Below are 21,332 nucleotides of genomic sequence, written 5' to 3'. Positions count from 1 at the left end.
ACTCTGTCCACTCGGGTGATGGATGTGAGTGAGGAAGCTTCCGTCACGACGGTCGACCTGGCCGCTTCGGCACCGGCAGCAACGGGTGCAGCACCGCCCACTGCACGTCACCCAGGTTGAACCGCGTCGTCATCGCTGGGGCGTCCACGAGGTCTCCGGTTTCAGGTTCTGCTTGGTCGCCGAACCATCCACCGAAGACATCAGCCATCTTCGATCACGTACCCGCGAGGATCCTCAGGCCACTTCAAGCCCGAGCATCCGCGGCAGGAGCGTGCCCGAGCACCGCGCGACAGAGTGTCACTATCCTCGCGGATTGTGGCATTGTCGCCACTGGAGTGTGTGGATCGTGCGCGCGACGCTGAGAGAGAACCGCCCGTCCCGGCGCGCCGCACACCCCAGAAAGACTATGAGGAACACCGATATGACTGATTCGATGAAGGCCGTTGTGCTCACCCGTTTCGGAGGGGCCGATGCATTCGAGTTGCGCGACGTCTCCGTACCGCGAGTCGAACCCCGCCAGGTGCGGGTGCGCGTCCATGCGACCGCCGTCAACCCGCTCGACTTCCAGATCCGGCGCGGAGACTACGCGGATCAGGTGCCGCTCCCGGCGATCATCGGGCACGACATCTCCGGCGTGGTCGAGGAAGTCGGATCCCACGTGACCGAGTTCCGCGCCGGCGATGCGGTGTACTACACGCCCCGGATCTTCGGCGGCCCCGGCTCCTACGCCGAACAGCACGTCGCCGACGTCGACCTCGTCGGCCGCAAGCCGGAAAACCTCACGCACCTGGAGGCGGCGAGCCTGACGCTCGTCGGCGGAACGGTCTGGGAGGCCCTGGTGACGCGAGCTCAGCTCACCGTGGGAGAGACGATCCTCATCCACGGGGGCGCGGGCGGTGTCGGCACGATCGCGGTCCAGATCGCGAAGGTGATCGGCGCACGCGTGATCACCACCGCGAAGCCAGGCGACCATGAGTTCGTGTGCTCTCTCGGAGCAGATGCGGCGATCGACTTCACGTCAACGGGCTACGTCGATGCCGTGGCCGAGCTGACGCGAGGCAAGGGGGTCGATGTCGTCTTCGACACGATCGGTGGAGACACGCTCACCCGAAGTCCGCTGACGCTCGCCGACTTCGGCCGCGTTGTCAGCATCGTCGACATCGCGCAGCCGCAGAACCTCATCGAGGCGTGGGGCAGGAACGCCGCCTATCACTTCGTCTTCACGCGACAGAACCGAGGGAAGCTGGATGCGCTCACCACGCTGGTCGAGCGCAGTCTCGTGAAACCGGTCATCGGCGCGACTCTTCCGCTCGCTCGAATGGGCGAGGCTCATGAACTCCTGGAGAACAGGCGGTCGTACGCACTCCGCGGCAAGGTCGCGATCGATGTGGCGGGCGAGACTGTCGCGCTTCCCCCGCGCATCTCGTAGTGGAACGCGCCAGGCGCTCGGGCGATGATCGCGGGTGGTCAGCCCCGTCCGGAAAAGGTGGCACGGTACTCCGAAGGGGACACGTCCAAGAGCCGGCGGAAATGCAGTCGGAGGTTCGATCCGGTTCCCAGGCCGACCTGGTCCGCGATGCGGTCGACCGACAGCCTCGTGTTCTCCAGAAGTTCGCGGGCGGCGTCGACCCGCGCCCGGAGGATCCACTGCAGCGGGGTGCTGCCGGTTTCTTCGGCGAAGCGGCGCAGGAACGTGCGGGGCGACATCTGCGCGTGTGCGGCGAGTCCGGCGATCGTGAGCTGCTGGTCGAGCCGCGTCATGGCCCATTCGCGCGTCGCGGCGAGGGTTTCGCCGTGAACTACCGAGCTGGCCTTCGGCAGGTACTGGGCCTGACCCCCGGCCCGGTAGGGGGCGGTGACGAGTCCTCGTGCGATCTCGTTCGCCGCGCTCACGCCGAGGTCGCGCCGAACGATGTGCAGGCACAGGTCCAGACCGGCGGCGGCCCCCGCCGAGGTGAGGATCGCTCCCTCGTCGACGAAGAGCACGTTCGGCTCGACCGTGACCTGCGGATGCCGCTCCGCGAGCTTCTCCGCCGCATCCCAGTGCGTCGTCGCCCGCAGGCCATCGAGCAGGCCGGCATCCGCGAGGGCGAATGCGCCGTAGCAGATCGACACGATGCGTGCCCCCCGGGCTGCGGCGCTCCGGAGCGCTTCGCACACCTCCACCGGTATCGGCCGACCCGCCGGAGCGTAGCCCGGGACGACGATCGTGTCCGCGTCGGCCAGTGCCTCCAGGCCCCGCGGGACCGCGTAGCCGAAGCTCCCGTGAGACGGCACCGTTCCGGCGGTGATCCCGCAGGCCGACACCTCGTAGGGGAACCCGACCCCGGATGGAACACCTCCGCCGGGATCCCGACGTCCAGCGGGAGCGCCCCGTCGAGTACGAGGACCACCACCTGATGCGGTCGCTGCATCACCCGACTCCGATCCGGTCGACGCGTGCCGACCGCGTCATCATCCTCGCATGTGTGCGCATTACCGCCATCCATGTGCATCCGCCTCAGGGGACGGCACCACAGCGCGGAGGGAGGATGCGGCTCGGTCAGTCCACTGACGACCCGGTCGAACTGGTCGGTACCCCTTGAGCCAGGCGTCGGGCTCGACGCGGTGCGCTCGTACCCGATCGCGGTTGATCTGACCGGAGCCACGGCCGTCCGGGTCCCGCCGCGTCCGGACGCGATGCACGACCTCGACGCGGACCGAGACAGTGTGCCGAGGCGAAAGGATCCACGATGCCGGTCAGTCCAGTCGTCGACGTCGCCCCGCCGGACGTCACCTGCGGTGAGTTCCAGCCCGTCGAGGAGCTCTCGTCCCCGGTCGCGCGTGCGGGAGTCGATCCGGCTGGTCGGGCGACTCCCCGAACGTCGGCACGCTGTGGCGAGGGCGCTCAGTCCGTCGCACGCAGCGAGTCGACCCGGCTCTTTTGGAACCGTGCTGTGCTGATCACCAGCTGGATCACGCCGGTAGCGGCGAGCGGCCTCCATGCTCCTGCTGGCTCCGACCGTGGCGTGGGTGGTGGTGATGGTGTTGGCCGTAGAGATGCTTCGCGTGAAGCCCGGTGAACGAGCACGTATCCGCTGCTCGGCGGGGCGAGTTCGACGCTGCGCATGTCCACCGCCGCGTCGAGGCCAGCTGCTGCCTGGCGGAGCGCAGAGCGCTCGCTCCGGTCCCGGCAGCCGTAGGCGATCACGCCGCCCGGGTGGAGGGGGCCCTCGGCGGCGTTCCCGGTCCCTCCGGTCCCGGCCACGATCCCCCCGGGGCCTACGATGGTCCGGATGACCATTCCCGAACGACGGCCCGACGAGGCCCGGATCGACGAGGCCCTCCGGCTGCTCTCCGGTGTCCCGGTCGAACTCGGTGTCGCCGTCAAGCGGCTCGGCCGTGGTAGCGGTGTCTACGCCTGGTGGGCTGCTCCCTCGGTCCTTCCCGACCTCCCCGGGCTGCCGAATGAGAACGACCCGTCGTTGCGCCTGCTGTACCTCGGACGGGCGACCAGCCTGCGGGGGCGGATCCTGCGCAACCATCTGAGGCGTTCGGGCAGCTCGACGCTGCGCCGTACCCTGGCCGGGCTTCTGGTGGCCGAGGGCTACCGAACGACCTGGACCGACCGCGTCGTCCTGGTCCCCGAGGACGAGGCGCGGCTGACCGCGTGGATGCACACGCACCTACGCTTGACCTGGGCGGAGGACCCGGAACCGGCGACCATCGAGGCCGCGCTCGTCCCGCGTGTGCACCCGCCCCTCAACGTGCACGGCGTCAACCCCGAGCATCTCCAGGCGGCCGTGGTCGCTGCCAAGAACTCCTACAACGCCAGCAGCCGCCCGGGCGAGCCTCCACGAGCGCCGTAACGGCTTCCCGGCACGCACGACGTTCGCGCAGACGTCGATGTCCGCCCGGGCGGACGACAGCTCCCGTGCGCGTTCCCTTACCGGCCCGGGAGATCCACCTGCGCCGTCTCGCCGGAAGTGACCTCGTGTCGCTGTTCGGAGCCTCCCACGATGCGACACCAGCTGTCGACGTCCTCGCGGTCCGGCTGGTGTCCGCCTGACCCGGGCCGGCGATCAGAGCTGCACCGCAACGTCGATCACCTGGACCGGGTCCTGGTTCCGGGCCGCCAGCAGACCGTTCACCACCTCGACCGTGTCTGTCCAGCCGGCACGGCCACGCAGGCCGGCGGCCAGCAGGGTCGACGGGACCTGCCCGGCGCGCAGCAGTTGCCGCCAGCCCGCGACGTCGAGCTGCAGGTATTCCAGCGCGGGCAGTTCGGTGACGGCGGAAAGATCGGCGACGACGGCGGATTCGGTGATCACGGTACGCAGCCGACGGTGGCCGCTCAGCGCGGACAGGTCAGCGGGCACCGTCGCCGCGCTGACGTACAGCACCTCGGTCTCCGGCTGGACATCGGCGAGCGTCCTGCCGCTGCGCGATCCGACCCGCACGAGCAGCCCGCCTTCCGGGCCCAGCTCCGCCAGGGTGGCGGGCCGCTCGGTGAGCAGCGCCGTCAGCGAGGACGCCAGCCAGCGGGCGCCGGCCGACGTTTCGTGGTCGACGAACAGCACCTGGCCGAACGTTCCTCGCGGCCCGGGGGCGAGGTCGACGACGTAGAGGTTGCCGCCACCGTCGTCCCCGACGACGAACCATGCCGGCGACGCCGCCAGCGGCTGCATCCGGCCGTACGGGTCGGGTGCGACCACCTCGGTCGCGCCGTACGTCCAGGACAGGTACCGGGCCTGCGGTTCCAGGTAGGCTCGGGCGGCGGCGTCGGCCAGCGGCACGATTCGCAGACCGTAGAAACGTTCCTGGTCGGCGGGCTGCAGGACCAGGGTGCCCTCGGCGGCGGCGAGGTAGAGCGCTCGGACGTCGTCGGGCAACGCGACGCCGAGGTCCGCCTCCGCCGTGGCCAGCTCCGACGGGTCGGCCGGCCGCGCGTCCGGCAGCAGCTGCCGGACCAGCGCGGTGACGGTGGCCGCGTCGGCCTCGGCGGGGACGGCCACGTCGTAGCGGATCGGCTCGCGACGGTACGGCTCCGGGTGCGCCCCGGCGACCAGGTGCACGTTCTCCAGCAGATCACGCATCCCGAACGAAACCTGCGGCGCGCTGGGGACGATGCTCACCACCGCCGCCCCGGAGCGGGTCGTGACGCCGCGCACCGCGACGGCCTGCCCGCCGGTCAGCCCGGCCAGCGCGCGGAGCTTGTCCGTCGGCTGTTCACCCGGCTCCAGGTCAAGCCCGGCGAGGCGGTGGTCGCCGTCGTAGGTGATCGATCCGCCGAACGTGTCCGGGGCCAGCGTGCCCCGGAACTCGGCCTCCGCCGCCTCAAGGGGCATGCTGTCGCGCAGCGCGGTGACGAACGGACGCCAGACATCGGCCTGGAACAACGTAGCGTCGATCATCGTCTGATCGTAGGCAGCGCGTCTGACGACCCGACAGGTCGACGGTCCGCGAGAAAGGCCGGACCGTCGACGTGCACGCCCTGATCGCCGTCGGCGGGCGCGAAGTCCCCGGCCTCGTCATCGGTGGGATCGGCCCCGACGGCGGCAAGGGGTGTCAACCTCGTCGCGTTCGTCCTGGCCCGGCTCACCAGCGGCAAGGCCCAGAGCTGGCCTCCGGCCCGTCGACCCGCCACCGCCTGCGGCGCTCACGGGCCGGGTCAGCGCGGTGGGGTGGGGTGCGGAAGCACGGTGACGGCCACGATGGTGCTGCTCACCACGGTGGCGGTCACGGTGCGGGTCACGGCCGCCGCCGCGGCGTCGGCACCCCAGTCGCCGCGTTCGAGGTCCTTGGCCCGGGTGATCACCGGCGACGTCCAGGGGATCTCACGGTGGAACCACGGGAGCGTCCCGCTCGCCGAGACCAGTGCCGTGAGCGCGGCGACCCGGGCCGTCGGCTCCACGCCCTCCACGAGCACCTGTCGGACGTCGGCGAGGAGACGGGCCCGGCGTTCGGTCCGTCCCTCCCGCAGGGCGGTGGACGGGAACAGGCCGAGCACCTTGCGGGGCTGCTGGTCGATGTCGCCTCGTGCGATGAGCCGCTGTAGCGCCGGCTCGCGCAGGGCGGGGCCGATCGCCGCGAGGGCCGTCTGCACCCCCCTCGGTTTCTCCGCGAGGTAGTCCCACGCCGGCCGGAGGAGGCCGTCCGGCGGTGGGTGACCCGCCACACTGCTGACCCGGCCCCGGCCCGTCGTGGTCAGGTGGTCGCCGAGGGCGAGGTCGGCGAGGGCGGCGCCGCCGAGGACGTAGAAGAGCGTGTTCTCTCCCGCGATGGTCCCGGACGCGGGCTGGAACAGCAGCAGGAGGAGATCCTCCACCAGGGTCGGCGGGTTCGTGCGCTCCGTGGGGGCGGTGGTCATCGGCGGGGCTCCCAGCGGAAGAGTCGGGTGGCGAGGGCGACGGCGACGACGACCCAGGCCAGGGTGGGTGCGAGCAGGAGCAGGGAGTCGGTCACGGGGACGCCGCCGTTCCAGGCGTTCCGGGCCAGTTCGGTGGCCGCGCCGCCGGGCAGCAGCCGCTTGAGCCAGGCGAGGTTCTCGGTGCCGGAGATGCCCACCCAGGTGGCCACGGCGATCACGCCGAGGGTGACGGGCAGGGTGGTGACCTGGGCGTGTTCGGGGGAGGTGGTCAGTCCGGCGGTGGCCAGGGCCAGGCCGATCATCATGGCCAGGGTCGCGAGGACCGCCAGCACGAGCAGGGCGACGTTGTCCGGCCCGCCGGCGACCATGGCCAGCGCGGTCAGGATCGCGGCCACCTGCACCACCGCGATCGTGGTGGGGGGCAGCAGCAGGCCGGCCAGGATGGTGGAGTCGGCGACGGCGGTGGAGCGCAGCCGCTTCAGGAAGAGGTTCTGGCGTCGGCTGGCCAGCGTGGTGACGGCGGTGGCGTAGAGCCCGAAAGCGGCCACGGTGAACAGCACGATCGCGGCGATGTAGCCGAGGCTGCCGATGTCGGCGAAGGTCTCGTGCTGGCGGACGAAGAGGGCGGAGACGGCGAACGGGATGATGAGGCTGGTGACCATGACCAGCCGGTTACGGAAGATCTGGATCAGTTCGCTGGAGGCGATGGGCAACACGGTGGCACTCCTGTCGGGGCGGCGGGTCAGTTGCTGAGGGCGCGGAAGACGTCGTCGAGGCGGGTCGGCCCGGCCTCCAGGCCCTGCAGTTCGACGGAGTGATCCTGAGCCCACCGGAGCAGGACATGCAGGTCCTTCTGTAGGGCGAAGGTCTCGACCCGGACCTTCCCGGCTCCGTCGACCACGGCCGGCAGCGGCAGCGTCGGCGTCGCCACCGGTAGCGAGAAGTGAATGACGGCCGGCAGGCTGCGGGTCAGCTCGGAGACGGTGCCCTCGCGGTGCAGGGTGCCCTGGTGCATGAGCCCGATGCGGTCGGCGCGCTGCTGTGCCTCCTCCAGGTAGTGGGTGGTGAGCACGATGGTGGCGCCGTTCTCGCGTAGCCGGTCCACCGTTGTCCAGACGGCGTCGCGGGAGGCGATGTCCAGACCGGTGGTCGGCTCGTCCAGGACGATCAGCTCCGGGGTGCCGTAGACGGCGGTGGCGAAGTCCAACCGCCGCTTCTCCCCGCCGGACAGTTGTGACACCCTCCGGCCGGCCCGGTCGGTGAGGTCGACCAGGTCGAGCACCCGGTCGACGTCGTCGCTGCGCCCGCTGAGCCGACCGATCAGGCCGACGGACTCACGGACGGTGAGGTCCGGGGAGAACCCGCTCTCCTGGAGCATGACGCCCATCCGGGGACGGACCGCGCGCCGGTCGCCGGGACGCTGCCCGAAGACGCGTACGGTCCCGGAGGTCTGCCTCCGGTGTCCCTCGACGACCTCCAGCGTCGAGGTCTTGCCGGCCCCGTTGGTGCCCAGCAGCGCGTAGAGCTCACCGGGGCGCACCTCGAAGGACAGGTCCTTGACGGCGTGGAAGTCACCGTAGGTCAGGTTCAGTCGGTCGACGTCGATGACGGGTGTGGTGGACATGCACCCATGACAGCGCGGACGCGACCGAGGCGTCAGTGGCACGGTGTCACGACCGGATGTGACATGGTGTCACTGGTCGGGGCCGGTGGCCGCCGGATACTGGGGTGGTGACCGCACCATCGCCGCGCTTCACCGCTTCGACGCAGAGGAGGCTGCGCCGGCTCAACCTTGCCGCCTCACTGCCGCCGGTGGTGTTCGCCGCCGTGGTCCTGGTCTACCTCGACGCCCGTGCCTGGTGGCACGTCGTGGTCCTGGCGCCGGGGGCGGTGGCGGCCCTGGTGGCCTTCGAGCGGTGGACGGCCAACGACCTCGCCCGGTTCGCGCTGCCCTGCCTTTTCGTCGCGGGGGCGGTGTGGCCGCTCGGCGTGTTGGTGACCGGCAGTCCCAACGGGTACTGGGGGATCTGCGCCGTGGGTTCCCTCGCGATGCGGGAGGTGCGGCGACACCGGGCTCTGGCGCTGACCGGGTTGTTCTCCTTCGTCGCCGTGATCGGGGCGATGCGGCTGCTGGTGCAGCGGGACGACCCCGGTGATGTCCTGGTGACCTACGTCCTCGTGCCGACCGTCCTCACCGTCGTCGTGGCGGTCCTGACGGTGCTGGGGGAGCGGTTCTACGACCTCATCCGGGAACTGGAACAGACCCGGGAACGCGAGGCGGAGCTGGCCGTCGTGCGGGAACGCGTCCGGTTCGCCAGCGACCTGCACGACATCCAGGGCCACACCCTGCACGTGGTCAAGCTGAAGATCGCTCTGGCACAGAAACTGCTGGACCGCGACACCGATCGGGCGGCGAAGGAGTTGCGGGAGACGTACGCGCTGGTCAGTGACACCATCGCGCAGACCAAGGAACTCGCCAACGGCCAACGGCGGCTCAACCTCACCGCGGAGATCGAGAACGCGAAGAACCTGTTCGAGGCCGCCGGCATCCGCGTCCGGGTGACCCGGGAGGCCGAGGTCGACGCCCGCTTCAGCGAACTGCTCGGGCAGGTGCTGCGCGAGACGACCACCAACATCCTGCGGCACGCGCAGGCCACCGGGGTGCGGATCACCCTCACCGAGTCGGGCATCACCGTCGTCAACGACGGGGTGAACGGCGACTCTCCGCCGAAGCTCAGAGGGCTCTCTGCGCTGCGGCAACGGGTGGCGGACGATGGAGGCGAGTTGACCGTCGAACTGACCGACGAGCGTTTCCTGACAGCTGCGGTCTTCCCGCCCGCTCGGGTCGACGCGTCCCCGACAGCATCGACGAAGGACGGCCGATGATCACCATCGTGCTTGTCGACGACGAGGTCCTGCTGCGTACCGCCCTGGCCGCGCTGCTGCCGATGGAGGGCGACATCACCGTCCTCGCCGAGGCCGAGGACGGCCGGACCGCCGTCGAGGCCACCCTCCGGCAGCGGCCCGACGTGCTGGTCATCGACCTGGAGATGCCGGGCATGGACGGGCTCGACGCGGTCGCCGAGATCCGTCGCGCGCTCCCGGAGCAGGTGATCCTCATGCTGACCCGGCACGCCCGCCCCGGCGTGCTCCGCAAGGCGCTGCGGCTCGGCGTCCAGGGCTTCGTCAGCAAGTCCGCCGAGCCGGCCCACATCACCTCGGTCATCGCCACCCTGCACGCGGGGAAACGCTGGATCGACCCGGATGTGTCCGCGCTCGCCGTCACCGAGGACTGCCCCCTGACCGACCGTGAGGCCGACGTGCTGCGGGTCACCGGCGAGGGCTACTCGGTGGCCGACATCGCCGTCCGGCTACACCTCGCGCCGGGCACCGTGCGCAACTACCTGTCCAACGCCATGCGCAAGACCCAGACCCGGACCCGCCACGAAGCGGCGCGCTACGCCCGCGAACACGACTGGCTGTGACCGGCGCTCGACCGGTCAGGGCCGTCCGCCATGTCACCCAGGTAGCGCACAGGAGGAGCACACGATGCGGCATGCGAACTCGACCGGGGCCGACGTGGCTCGGGTGCTGGTGACCGGGGTCCGGGGCAAGACGGGACTACCGCTGGCGGAGTCACTCGCGGCACGGCAGGGCGTCGAGGTGCTCGGCGGCAGTAGTGATCCGTCCACCGTCGGCATCAACGGCGTCCACCCCATCGCCTTCTCCTGGGACGAGCCTGCCGGGTGGGCGGCGGCGATCGATGGCGTCGACGCCGTGTACGTGGTCCGGCCGGATCGCGTGGACGCGCCGGAACTCATCGGGGCACTGGTAGCGAAGGCCGCACCCTCGACCCGGGTGGTCCTGCTGTCCGACAGGGACGGTGGCCACCCGGGCTCCGATTACCCGGCCGGTTGGGCACCGAGCGTCGAGCGCGTGGTACGCGGCAGTGGGCGTCCCTGGACGATCCTGCGGCCGGGTTGGTTCATGCAGGTCTTCACCGACCCGCGCTTCTACCGGCACCAGATCGCCGACGCAGGCGAGTTGCCGTTCCCCAGCGGCGACGCCGACCTGGCCTGGATCGACGCCCGCGACATCGCCGCAGTCGCCGAGCGGGCACTGATCTCCGACGGGCACGTCGGTCGCACGTACCAGCTCTCCGGTCCGGAGAGCCTGTCGTTGCCACGTACCGCGGAGTTGCTCTCCGCCGCGGCGGGGCACCCGGTGATCCACCGCGACCTGACCGTGGACGAGGCCGTGGCCGGGACCGAGGGCTTCGAACGAGACCTCAACAGGCTGACGTTCGAGCGCGTACGCGCCGGCAGCTTCGCGGTGGTGACCGATACCGTCGCTCGCGTCACCGGCACGGCGCCGACGACGCTGCAGGACTTCCTGTCCGCCAACGGACCGGCCCTGCGACGCACGAGCCGCTGACACGGGACGTCGCAGCTGCGGGCATGCCCTGCGAGCCATGCCCTGCGGGCCTTCACCCCGTCCGTGCACGGGCCGGCCCCGACCGGGCCGGTGTGCTGCGGTGATGCCGGATCAGCATGAACTCCGACAGTTCCGTCTTCGATCGCATGCCGGATCCCTGCCAGGGTCGAGTCCTGTCCAACCGGCGCCACCCGCGCCGGACCCACGGCACCGACAAGGAGTGATCATGATCAGTGCCATGCACCGCCTGGTGGCCGCAGCGGCAGTGGTGTCCCTGGCCGCCTGCGCCCCGGCCGGCGCCGCCGAGCAGCCGACGCGCGACCGTACGGGGACGGTCACCGCCTCCACCGCCGCCGACCGGTACGGCGAGTTCCGGCAGCTCGAGAAGGAGTTCGACGCGCGACTGGGGGTGTACGCGATCGACACCGGCACCGGCCGCACCATGGGGTACCGGGCGGACGAGCGGTTCGCGTACGCCTCGACGTTCAAGGCGTTGGCGGCCGCGGAGGTCCTCGACGGAACCACCGACGCCGAGCTGAACCGGGTGGTGCGGTACTCGGCGGACGACCTGGTGACCTACTCGCCGATCACGGAGCAGCACGTCGGCGAGGGCATGACGCTGCGTGCGATCGCCGACGCGGCCGTGCGGTACAGCGACAACACCGCCGGTAACCTGCTGTTGCGCCAGCTCGGCGGGCCGCAGGGGTTCGAGAGGGAACTGCGCGGAATCGGGGACAAGGTCACCGACCCGGCGCGCTACGAGACCGCGCTCAACGAGGCGCGGCCGGGCGACCGGCGGGACACCAGCACCCCACGGGCCCTGGCTCAGGACCTGCGGGCGTACGCCGTCGGTGACGCCCTCGAACCCGGGGACCGCGACGTGTTCAACGGTTGGCTGCGGGGCAACACCACCGGCGGTGAGCTGATCCGCGCCGGTGTGCCCGACGGTTGGGTCGTCGGGGACAAGACCGGCTCCGGCGGGTACGGCACCCGCAACGACATCGCGGTGGTCTGGCCGCCGGACCGTGCGCCGATCGTGCTGGCGGTGCTGTCCAGCCGCGACGAGAAGGACGCCGGCTACGACAACGCCCTGATCGCCCGGGCGGCCGAGGTCGTGATCGCCGGATTGTGACGGCGTGCCGGCCCACCGAGCGTGGGGCCCGGCCCACCGAGCGTGGGGCCCGGGCACCCTCGCCGGCCGTTGTCTGGGCCCGCCGTAGGCCGGCCAGGGACTTCGACACAGGCCCTAACTCCACCAGGGCAGGGTGCCCGTGCGCAGGTGGTCGTGCAGGGAGCGGGCGACCTGTGCCATCGTCGCTTCGCTGCCGGGTTGGGCGGCGGCGGGTACCCGGGAGGCGGTGAGCGCGGCGACCGCATACGACCGCCCGTCGGCGTGGTCCACCACGCCCATCTCGTGGCGCAGGTGCAGCAGGGTGCCGGTCTTGGACGACCAGCGGGACGCGTCGGAGGTGAAGTCCGGGGCGAGTCGCTGCCGGTGCAGGTTGTCACCCATCAGGGCGCGTACCCGTGCGGCGGTGTCCTGGTGGATCGTCGATGGTCGCCAGAGGGCGTGCAGCAGGTCGACGAAGGCCCGGGCGGATCCGGTGTTGGCGCGGGTGACGTCGAGTTGGGCGACGGGGTGACCCTGCCCGGGGGTCGCGGCAGCGATGGCGAGGGAGTGGGCCAGGTGGACGTCGTCGGGGCCGAGTCGTTCTGCGGGCGTGTCGGCGAGGTCGCCGACCCGGGTTCGTACGGTGATGCCGTCGATGCGTAGTCGCCGCAGCTCGGCGGCGACCGCGGCCGGCGGGACGAGGTCGAACAGGGCGTCGGCGGCTACGCCGTCGCTGATGGCGGTGCTCAGGTAGAGCAGGTCGTCCACGGCGATGCGGGCGGGGTGACGGAAGCGGCTCAGCCCGGTGGGACCCGGTGCGGTGATCCGACCGGGTGCGACGTCGAGCGGCATCGCCGGATCGAGTTCGCCGCGGGCCACCCGCTCCCCGACGGCGACCGCCAGCGGCACCTTCACCAGGGAGGCCGCCGGATACGGGGTGTCGGTGTCGAAGCCGATCTCCTCGCCGGTGTCGAGGTCGCGGACCAGGAAGGCGCCGCGCAACCCCGCCTCGTCTAGCAGGTCACGGGCGTTGCGTACCACCGCGGAGGCGCTCACGTCGGATCCTTCGCCCGGCGGTGACCGGGTGTGGCGCCCCCGAGCGACGTCCGGTGATTGTCGGGCGCACCGAGGCATCGCGCGATGTCGGCGTGCAGGACGGTGCGGAACTGTTCGAGGTCGTCGCGTACGCCGGCGGCGACGTCGTAGCCCCGCACGAGTGGCGGGCCGGCGAGGGGGCACCAGTGCAGTCCGAAGTCCTCGGCCTGCTGGCGGGAGCAGAGCAGCAGGTCGGGGGAGCCGAGGGCCGTCGCGGCGGCGTCGACGAGGGACGGCGCGACCGTGACCTGGGCCGGTGCCAGGCCGGTCGACTGGCCGGCGCGGGTCAACGGGTCCCGCAGGTGGGCGACGTCGTCCTCGGGTTGGATCAGGATCCGCCGGCGGGCCTGGGTGCGGGCCCGGCCGCTGCGTAGGGTCTCCAGGTAGACCGTCGGGGCCGGGAACGGGGTCCGGGCGGCCAGCCCGAGTGGCACCCGCCAGGCGGCTGTCGGGTCCGGAACGGCCACGATTCCGGCACCGACCTCCAGGGCCTGGCAGAGCCGGGCGCGTTCCTGCGGGCCGGCCGGCCGTACCTCCAGGTGGATCCGCTGCCGCCGTGCTGCGGCCACCAGGGTGGCGAGGCGGTGTGGTGGGCAGATCTCCGGTACGGCGACCCGCAGTGGGCGCAGCCGGGCCCGCTCGGCGTCGTCGGTCATCGCGTCGGCGAGGTCGACCAGGCGTCGGGCCGTGGGCAGCATGTCCTGCCCGAACGAGGTCAACCTGACCGCGCGGGACGACCGGTCGAACAGTCGTGCGCCGACGTGGTCCTCCAGGGCGGCGATGCGCCGGCTGGCGACCGACTGGGGGATGCCCGCCGCGGCGGCGCCGGAGGTGAAGCTGCCGTGGCCGCTGACCGCGACGAAGGCCCGGCAGGCGGCGACCACATCCACCCACCGAACCTATACCCGTAGCGAATGGACGAACCGGTGTGGCCTCCGGGAGCGTGTTGGCCTCGTGGACCGCCGACGTGACCGCCGCCACCACAGTCGGAGAGCCTCCCACCGCCGGCCCGCATCGAGAGCACGCCGCCGGCCCGCCGGTCGACGGCGCGGACGGACGCTACGGGCCGGTATGGACCAACGCCGCCCACAGCTCCGGGCGATCCGGGTGCTCACGTCGCACCCGATCGATGGCCTTGTCCAGCGCGAGGGCCGCATTGTCCGCGTCCAGCCGCCCCCCGGCCTTCAAGCCGGCGTAGACGTCGTCGGCGACCTGAGCCGCCACCCGGTCGGAGACCGCCCACTGGCTGCCGATGACGTGCCGGAAACCGGCCATCTGCAGCGCCGCGGTGAGGTGGATGGCCTCGTCGGGCAGGTCACGGCCACCCGCTGCGGTGCGGCACGCGGACAGGTAGGCGAGATCGGCACCACCGGCCGACCGGCTGCGGGCGGCGAGACGGCCGGCCAGGTCCAGGACGCTGAGCCTGCCGTCGACCAGGCGGAGGGCGGCGGCACTGGGCCGCTTGAAGTCCTGGGTTCCATGGCAGGCGAAGTGCGCCCAGCTGTGCCGTTCGAGCGCCGTCAACACACCCGCGACAGTGGCGCTGCGGCCGGACAGCACCCGAAGGCCGGGCACGTGCGAGCTGACCGCGCGCAGCTCGTCACTGACCGCCGGCAGCGGCACCTCGCCGGGCAGAGTGCCGAGTCCCACCGCGAAAGCCCGCGGTGGCCCGGATGGTGCCGGCGTGGCGCGGGCGCGCAGCAGCGCCGACAGGCTCGGGGTGTAGGACGAGACGCAGCGGGCGGCGATGGAGATCCGGCGTTTCGCGGCGAGTGATTCGCGCGCCCCGAACCGGCCGGCGGCGTGCAGCGGCAGCATCGTCAGCGGCCCCGTCGGGCACCACCACACGCGGTGCCGCCGATCCGGCACGCCACCGAGCACGTCGTCGAGGGCCGCGCAGACGGACTCCCCGACGGTGTCCCACAGCCACCGTTGCAGCGACACCAGCGTCTGGTGCAGCGCGACCCGCTCGGCCGGCCCGCCGCCCTCTTCCACCGCCCGCTGCACCTCGAGAAACGCCGCGGCCCGCTGCTGTGCCATGTCGTGGGACAGCCACGGGAGCGGCACCGCCCGTACCTCGTCGGCGGTGACGACGATCGCGTCGCTGCGCCACCGCGAGGTGTTGACCAGCACCGCCGCACCGCCGGCGGTCGCGGGTTGCAGCGTGGCGAACGACGGCGGATGCAGGAAGTTCTCGAAGCCCGGCTGGCGGCGGGCTTCGGCCACGAGATCCTCCCAGCGTTCCGCCAACCGGCGGCGATGGCCGGCGTCCTCGGTCTCGGCGCGATACGGTCCACCCAGTGCGCTGGTCAGCAGGTCGCGGCCAACGTCCCAGCCGGGGCCGGCCGGCAGCTCGACGAGCTGGGAAGCCTCGGCTCCGTCCAGTTCCCGGCGCGCCCGGTCCAGTTCGTCGGCGAGCGCGGGCGCGACCGCGGCCAGCTCGGACAGGTCACTGCGGGTCTGCAGGGCCTGTGACCACAGCACCTGACGGCCCTGCTCCAAGAGCTCCACCGCGCGTTCCGGCCGCCCGGCGGCGACGGCCCAGGCCGCCGCGTCGCCGGCCAGACCGGTCACCGCGGCCAGCCGATTCTCCTGCACGGCGCGGTCCAGGCCGCGCCACGCCAGCAGCGGCAGCAGACCCACGGCCCTGCCGTACGCCTCCAGGGCCAGCTCCGCGTCGTCGGCTTCGGCGGCGGCCTGCGCCCAGCTACGGGCCGCGGTCATCCGGATCTGGATCGCACCCACCCGGGAAGCCGACGACGAGCGCCACATGCCGACCGCGGCGTCGAGGTCGGCCGGGTCGTGACCGATCAGGTAGCGGACCCGCAGTGCCGTGCCGAGCACATTGAGAGCCCGTGCCCGGTCCGGGTGGCCGGGAGAGAACCCGGTCAGGGCGGCCATGCCGGTCGTGACAGCGTCGCTGACCCCGGCCGGGTCGCTGCTCATCCGGGCCCGGATGAGCAGCGAGTGGGCCAGGCTGATCAGGTGACCGGCCCGCTGTGTGCCGGCCGTCGGCGAGTCGACGGCCTCCCGGGCGCTACGGATCGCCTCGTCCAGGTGCAGCGACGAGTTGCTGCTGAGGCTGTGGACGACCAGCAGGATGCCGTGGGTGGCCAACAGCTGCGCGCGGACCATGCCGATGTTCGGCAGGTCGGCGACGACCCGCCGGCTGACCTGGACTGCCTCGTGCAGATCGGCGTCGTCACCGTCGACACTCACCCAGCGCTGCAACAGCGCGATCACCAGTACGCCGTTGAGGGCGGCCCGGTCGACGTGCCGGTCAGGCATGGTGGCCAGACCTCTGCGGCAGTGCTCGATCGCCTCGTCGATATCGGATGGGCCGCCGGTACGGATGAAGCGCATGACCAGGCAGTGCGCCAGCAGCTGACGGGCGGTGAGCGCGTGGTCGGGGTCGGCGGACCGTTGGATCTCCCGGCTGAGGCCGACGGCGGTGTCGATGTCCGCCAGCCGGCCGAACCTCTCGAAACCGAGCCGGTACACGTTCACACAGCGGATCAGGACGTCCGTCCGGCCCGGGTCGCCCTCGCCGACGGCCGCCACCGCGACGTCCGCGTGCCGCCTCGCCACGGACAGGTCGGACACCTCGCGCCGATGTTCGAACCGGACGCCGGCAACGAAGGCGAGCTGGGCGTTGACGTACGGCCACCACGGATCACCGGGCGTGGTCACCGCCGTCGCCTTCTCGGCGGTGGCCACGGCGGCGTCGAGGCACGCCGGGTCCGACGTCCGGCCGCGCAACACCAACACGGTGGAGAGTGCGACGAGCACGTCCACCCGGGACGGATCGGCAACGAGGAGGTTCCGCGCCATGCTCTCCGCCCGGACCAGCAGAGACTCGTCGCCGCTGTCGTTGTACGCGACGATGAGTGGGTCCACCGCCTCGATGGCTTCCTCCCCGGATGGCACCGGCTCAGTAGATTCGACCACAGCCGGGGCGTCAATCGACGGGAGTGTCGGGTATGGAGCAACGCCGTCTGCTGGCATCGCTGTGCGCCGCCGTACCGACCCTGCGCGAACGCGCGGAGGCGGGGCTGTGGACCGACCTGCTCGACGAGGTACTCGACGACCTGGCCGCCGGCAGACCGGTGGTGGAGGTCTGCCGGCAGCTCGGCTGGACGGTCGAGACCGATGCGGAGCGCAACGCCGACAACGACCCGGCGTTTCCCGACTACACCGAGGGCGCCCGGCTGGAGGGCCTTGCTCCGGTGGTGCTGGACGGCGACTACCGCTGCCCACGTGACCGGTGCTCGCGTCGGGCCCACCGCGACGACCGGGGCCGGGTGCCCACCTGCGCGCTCGCCGGGACACCGATGACGTACCGGTCCGAGCGATGATCGAAGTGCTGCTGGGCGAGGTCGGCCGGCGCATCAACGACCGCTGGCTGACCCGGGCGCTCGGCCCGGCCCTGCTGTGGTGCGCGGTGGCCGCCTTCGCCGTGCTCCCGGGCCGCCGTGCCGTCTTCGACGTACCCGGGGCGGCGCTCGCCGCGGCCGACGCGCTCGACCAGCTCAAGGACCGGGTCAGCCTGGCCGTGGTGGTCGGGTCGTTCGTCGTCGCGTCCGCCGCGGCGGCAGCGGTCAGCGCCCAGGCGGCCGGCAGGGCCGTCCGTCACGTCTGGCTGGGCGTCTGGGCCGGGCCGGCGAGCCGGATCGCGGCCACGGTGACCACGCGCCGGCGTGCCGCCGCCCGGCGCCGGATCGCCGAGCAGGGCCGGGTGGTACCGGCGGTGTACCTGCCCGCGCGTCCGACCTGGATGGCCGACCGGATCCGGCTCGTCGACGACCGGGTGGCCGCGCAGTACGGCCTCCGCCTGGGCCTGATCTGGTCGCGGCTGTGGCTGATGCTCGACACCGACGCACGGACCGACGTGATGCAGGCGCGCGACCGGCTCGACCGGGCCGTCACCGTGGCCGGCTGGGCGCTGCTCTACCTCGCGCTGACGCCGTGGTGGTGGCCGGCGGTGCTGCTCGGCGCGACCCTCGGCGTGGTTTCCTGGTGGCGGGCCCGGTCTGCGGCGGGCCTGCTCGCCGACCTAGTGGAGGCGACCGTCGACCTGCGTCACCGCAGCCTGGTCGCCGAGCTGGGTTTCCCGGTCGAGGAGGGTCGTCCGCTGGCGTCAGCCACCGCTGACGCCGTCAACGACCTGCTGCACAAGGGTGCCAGCGGTCACGGACAGGAGACCCGGGCCGGTGCGGAGAGCGCGCTGACGCGCAGTCCGTCGCCGTCCTCGGCGAGCGTCAGCCGGGAACGCCAGCAGCCGGACGACGAGCCGTCACCGGCCGGTTCGAACACCACGTTGACCTGAGGACCGTCACCGGCAGTGCGGATACCGATGATCGTCGCGGCGTCGAACGGGCCGTGCTTCATCAACGTGGCGGCGCGGGTGGCCTGGGTGCCGCGCTCGTCGTCCAGCGGCGATGTCTCGTTGTTGATCGAGCAGATGAAGCTGTCGACGGCGGGGACGGCGGCTTTCGTCCGGGCGGACGTCGGGTTCAGGCCCCGTCCCACCCTGACGTCGGTGAGGGGGCAGAGCAGGAGGGGCGGGCGCCCGAGGTCGGGATAGGTCGGCAGGGACAGGCCGGGATACCGGGGGTCCGCTCCGGAGACGCCGGTGGGTGGGACCAGGCCCGGGATCGTCGTCGGCAACCCGGGGTAGGGTGACGGCCGGGTGACGTCCCACCAGCGTGTCGTCGGCAGGTTCTGCCGGGCGGACGGGGCCGTGCCCGACGGGTCGTCGTCGGCGTTGATCAGGCCGACCAGCACCATCACCGCGGCCATCACCGCGACGGCGAGCCCCCAGCCCCAGCCGACCGGCTGGCGAACGGCCGCCCCGGGCCCGGGGACGAGCCGGCGTACCGGATTCTGCCGTGACGCGTTCCGGCGCGTCGGCTCCCGGCGGTACGGCTCCTGGCCCGTCGAGGGAGCAACCGGTTCCGCCGGCGGCGTCGGTGGCGTGCGTCGGATGCTCCGGTCCAGTGCGTCCAACCACTGCTCCGGAGCCGGCCGGCGTTCCGGAGCAGGGTCGAGGCTCCTGCCGGCGAGAGCGCGTAGCTCCCGGTGGAGCCGCCGCCGGGCCGCGTCCGGATCACGTGTCTGCTGGTCACCTGCGAACAGGCGGACCGCGAGCAGTCCGAACTTGAACGCGTCGGTGGCCGGTGTGGCCAGTTCCTCGGCGTCCGCGTCCGGCACGTGCCACTCGGGGGTCTCGACCTGCGCCAGCACCGAGTCGCCATCCAGGCGCATCGCGTCACAGTCGATGAAGTAGCACCGTGGCCGGGCGTCGAGGCTGAACAGCAGGTTGTTCGGCGACAGGTCACCGACGCAGACGCCGAGCCGGTGCAGCAGGGTCAGCGCTTCGGCGGTGTCACGCAGCAGCTCGAGGCGCATCCGGTTGTCGATGCGCAGCCCGCGGTCGAGCAGATAGCCGTCGCTGTTCAGCAGATACTGCACCTGCGCCAGGACGGTGTCCGGCCCGCCCGGCAGCTGGATCCGGACCCGGAACCGGTCGGGTACCCGGGGCATCAGGAACCCGTGGACCACGCCCTGCTTGCGGACGATCGCGGTGGGCCAGGCGGCGAGACCGAGCAACGCGTCCGCATCCGGTCCGGCCTCGGCGGCGAGCCGGACGAAGCGGTTCAACGTGGTGACGTCGACGTCGTCGACGAACCGGCTCGCGTACTCCTTGTAGACCCACCGCGGATCCTCGGCGAGGGCGTAGACGGTGCCCTGACCGCCAGCCCCGATGCGGGTACGCGGGCCGAGGGCGGACAGGCTCACCTCGGGCGGCAGCGGGCCGGTCATGACGGGGCGGGCGATACCGGCCAGACGGCCAGCACGGTGCGGTCGTCGTCCCACGACCCGCCGGCGAAGTCGAGCATCCAGGCGAGCCTGGTCATCGGGGGCGGCGTGGCCAGCCCGTCGGTGAACAGCCGCCCGAGGTCTCCGGTGCCGTGGCCGAACGGCTCGGCGAAGCCATCGGTGGCCAGCACCAACACCTCGCCCTCGGCGATCGCCACCTCCACCGGGTCGACCTCGGCGGGCACCCGGGGCAGGGCGGCGACACCGTCCGGGAGCAGCTCGTCCTGCGGGTCGGACAGGGCGGCGAACAGCGGCTCCCAGCTGCCGTCGCGGACCCGCCAGGCGGCCGAGTCGCCGACCCGGACCAGCTGGGCGACGGCCCGACCGGGGCCGTCCGGCCGGACGAGGGCGACCACCACCGTACTGGCCAACAGCGTCTCGGCCCGCTGCGGATCGGTTTCACCCAGCTGCCGCCCGGCGTACTCCACCAGCGCCCATCCCGCGCAGCGCAGCAGGTCGTGCCAGTCGATCGCGGCGTCGGCGCGCAGCAGATAGTCGACGACCGTCCGGCACACCACGGTGGCGCCCAGGTGGGACAGCGGGGCGTTGGAGACCCCGTCGGCCACCACCGCGATCACCGAATCGGCCACCGTGGCCAGCGCGAAATCATCCTGCCGGGGTACGCCGGACGCCCGGTGGCCGGGCCCACGCACCGAGGCCGCCCGCACCTCGAAGCCGGCCGCCGCCCAGCCGTCGATCACCGTGTCCGGCCGGTACGGCTGCGTCTGCGGGGCGCGGGCCGGCGACTCCGGGCCCGTCGCCCCGATCAGCGGAGGCGTCCAGTCGAAGGTCACACCACGTCCACGGCCATCCGGAAGCTGTCCGGCCGCTCCACGACAAGCTCTGCCGTGTCACCGCCGACGGCCTGCCCCGACCTGATGACGCTGCGGGTCAGGGCGGTGCAGAACTCGGCGATCGCGAAACCCACCTCCACGCCCGGCGTGGCCACGAACGCGAACTCCGGCCGGGTCGCCACGTGCAGGATCGTCTCGGCACGCGCGTCACCGATGCCACAGGCGATGATGTTCGGCGCGGTCGGTGTGCGCTCCCGATCGATCAACTCGGCATAGACCGGCTCCCACTCGCCCGGATCGGTCGGTTGCCCGTCGCTGAGGAAGAACACCGCCGGCCGATGGACCGCGAAGCCCTCCCGCTTGAGGGCCCGCACATCGGCCGGGATCCGATCGACCAGCAGGCTGAACGCGGCGCCGTAGGCGGTCCCGGCCCGCACCGACAGCTGCGGCAGCGCCGTCTCGTTGCGCAGGTCGGACAGCGCCGAATGGACGATCACGTCCTCGGAGAAGCCGACGATCGAGAAGCGGACCTTGGCCGCCGCGAGGGGCTCGCGCAGCAGGGCGTCGTGCAGCGACCGCAGTCCCGCGTTCAGTTCGTCCACGACCGGGGTCATGGAGACGGACTCGTCCGCCACCAGATAGACCGGCAGCACCCGTCCGGCAGTCTCAG

At 72.0% G+C, this 21,332-nt stretch carries 18 protein-coding genes; 7 read left to right on the top strand and 11 right to left on the bottom strand.

Annotated elements, in window-relative coordinates; genetic code table 11:
- Positions 1-421 precede the first annotated feature (421 nt).
- Complete coding sequence (locus PVK37_RS26400; RefSeq protein WP_275030519.1) at positions 422-1,429, top strand: zinc-dependent alcohol dehydrogenase family protein; 1,008 nt, start codon at positions 422-424, stop codon at positions 1,427-1,429.
- 38 nt (positions 1,430-1,467) lie between these two features.
- Here the strand turns inward: PVK37_RS26400 and PVK37_RS26395 are convergent, their stop codons facing one another.
- The gene (locus PVK37_RS26395) at positions 1,468-2,166 is read right to left on the bottom strand and encodes a helix-turn-helix domain-containing protein (RefSeq protein ID WP_341483458.1); all 699 of its coding nucleotides are present in this window, start codon (positions 2,164-2,166) and stop codon (positions 1,468-1,470) included.
- A gap of 1,109 nt (positions 2,167-3,275) precedes the next feature.
- On the opposite strand from PVK37_RS26395, the gene PVK37_RS26390 reads away from it, so the two are divergent.
- Positions 3,276-3,848: a GIY-YIG nuclease family protein gene (locus PVK37_RS26390; RefSeq protein ID WP_275030518.1), complete on the top strand. Its 573-nt coding sequence runs from the start codon at positions 3,276-3,278 to the stop codon at positions 3,846-3,848.
- Between the two features lie 213 nt (positions 3,849-4,061).
- Here the strand turns inward: PVK37_RS26390 and PVK37_RS26385 are convergent, their stop codons facing one another.
- The 4 genes from PVK37_RS26385 to PVK37_RS26370 form a co-directional block, all read right to left on the bottom strand.
- Positions 4,062-5,393 (bottom strand): SMI1/KNR4 family protein, encoded by a 1,332-nt coding sequence (locus PVK37_RS26385; protein WP_275030517.1) that lies wholly within the window; start codon positions 5,391-5,393, stop codon positions 4,062-4,064.
- Between the two features lie 257 nt (positions 5,394-5,650).
- Positions 5,651-6,349 carry a GOLPH3/VPS74 family protein gene (locus tag PVK37_RS26380; RefSeq protein ID WP_275030516.1) on the bottom strand — a complete coding sequence of 233 codons (699 nt, stop codon included), beginning with the start codon at positions 6,347-6,349 and terminating at the stop codon, positions 5,651-5,653.
- Positions 6,346-7,065: an ABC transporter permease gene (locus tag PVK37_RS26375; protein WP_275030515.1), complete on the bottom strand. Its 720-nt coding sequence runs from the start codon at positions 7,063-7,065 to the stop codon at positions 6,346-6,348. Before PVK37_RS26375 ends, PVK37_RS26380 begins: the two co-directional genes overlap by 4 nt.
- 26 nt (positions 7,066-7,091) lie before the next feature.
- Entirely contained in the window at positions 7,092-7,973 is an 882-nt protein-coding gene (locus PVK37_RS26370; RefSeq protein ID WP_275030514.1) for an ABC transporter ATP-binding protein, read from the bottom strand.
- A gap of 107 nt (positions 7,974-8,080) precedes the next feature.
- Here PVK37_RS26370 and PVK37_RS26365 point away from each other — a divergent pair, with 107 nt between their 5' ends.
- The 4 genes from PVK37_RS26365 (at position 8,081) to bla (ending at position 11,915) form a co-directional block, all read left to right on the top strand.
- The gene (locus tag PVK37_RS26365) at positions 8,081-9,235 is read left to right on the top strand and encodes a sensor histidine kinase (protein WP_275030513.1); all 1,155 of its coding nucleotides are present in this window, start codon (positions 8,081-8,083) and stop codon (positions 9,233-9,235) included.
- Complete coding sequence (locus PVK37_RS26360; RefSeq protein ID WP_275030512.1) at positions 9,232-9,834, top strand: response regulator transcription factor; 603 nt, start codon at positions 9,232-9,234, stop codon at positions 9,832-9,834. The genes PVK37_RS26365 and PVK37_RS26360 overlap by 4 nt, the downstream gene beginning before the upstream one ends.
- Positions 9,835-9,898: 64 nt before the next feature.
- Positions 9,899-10,783 carry an NAD(P)H-binding protein gene (locus PVK37_RS26355; RefSeq protein ID WP_275030511.1) on the top strand — a complete coding sequence of 295 codons (885 nt, stop codon included), beginning with the start codon at positions 9,899-9,901 and terminating at the stop codon, positions 10,781-10,783.
- 226 nt (positions 10,784-11,009) lie between these two features.
- On the top strand, positions 11,010-11,915 hold the full coding sequence (bla, locus tag PVK37_RS26350; RefSeq protein WP_275030510.1) for a class A beta-lactamase: 906 nt from the start codon (positions 11,010-11,012) through the stop codon (positions 11,913-11,915).
- Positions 11,916-12,029: 114 nt separating this feature from the next.
- Here bla and PVK37_RS26345 read toward each other — a convergent pair whose 3' ends face one another.
- The 3 genes from PVK37_RS26345 to PVK37_RS26335 form a co-directional block, all read right to left on the bottom strand.
- A complete protein-coding gene (locus tag PVK37_RS26345; RefSeq protein WP_275030509.1) occupies positions 12,030-12,950 on the bottom strand; it encodes a serine hydrolase in 921 nt (306 codons plus the stop codon).
- Positions 12,947-13,879 (bottom strand): LysR family transcriptional regulator, encoded by a 933-nt coding sequence (locus PVK37_RS26340; protein ID WP_275030508.1) that lies wholly within the window; start codon positions 13,877-13,879, stop codon positions 12,947-12,949. Before PVK37_RS26340 ends, PVK37_RS26345 begins: the two co-directional genes overlap by 4 nt.
- Positions 13,880-14,048: 169 nt before the next feature.
- Positions 14,049-16,916 (bottom strand): CHAT domain-containing protein, encoded by a 2,868-nt coding sequence (locus tag PVK37_RS26335; RefSeq protein ID WP_275030507.1) that lies wholly within the window; start codon positions 16,914-16,916, stop codon positions 14,049-14,051.
- 53 nt (positions 16,917-16,969) lie between these two features.
- On the opposite strand from PVK37_RS26335, the gene PVK37_RS26330 reads away from it, so the two are divergent.
- A complete protein-coding gene (locus PVK37_RS26330; protein ID WP_275030506.1) occupies positions 16,970-17,344 on the top strand; it encodes a hypothetical protein in 375 nt (124 codons plus the stop codon).
- An 832-nt stretch (positions 17,345-18,176) separates the two neighbouring features.
- Here PVK37_RS26330 and PVK37_RS26325 read toward each other — a convergent pair.
- Genes PVK37_RS26325 through PVK37_RS26315 form a run of 3 tightly spaced genes read right to left on the bottom strand, consistent with a single transcriptional unit; the run spans position 18,177 to position 21,315 of the window.
- On the bottom strand, positions 18,177-19,811 hold the full coding sequence (locus PVK37_RS26325; RefSeq protein ID WP_275030505.1) for a protein kinase family protein: 1,635 nt from the start codon (positions 19,809-19,811) through the stop codon (positions 18,177-18,179).
- A complete protein-coding gene (locus tag PVK37_RS26320) occupies positions 19,808-20,662 on the bottom strand; it encodes a protein phosphatase 2C domain-containing protein (protein ID WP_275030504.1) in 855 nt (284 codons plus the stop codon). The genes PVK37_RS26325 and PVK37_RS26320 overlap by 4 nt, the downstream gene beginning before the upstream one ends.
- Entirely contained in the window at positions 20,659-21,315 is a 657-nt protein-coding gene (locus tag PVK37_RS26315; protein ID WP_275030503.1) for a vWA domain-containing protein, read from the bottom strand. Before PVK37_RS26315 ends, PVK37_RS26320 begins: the two co-directional genes overlap by 4 nt.
- Between the last annotated feature and the right edge of the window lie 17 nt (positions 21,316-21,332).

Source organism: Micromonospora cathayae (assembly GCF_028993575.1).
Classification (GTDB): Bacteria; Actinomycetota; Actinomycetes; order Mycobacteriales; family Micromonosporaceae; genus Micromonospora; species Micromonospora cathayae.
Note: the sequence above shows the minus strand (reverse complement) of the source record. Positions and strands in the feature narration are given on the sequence as shown.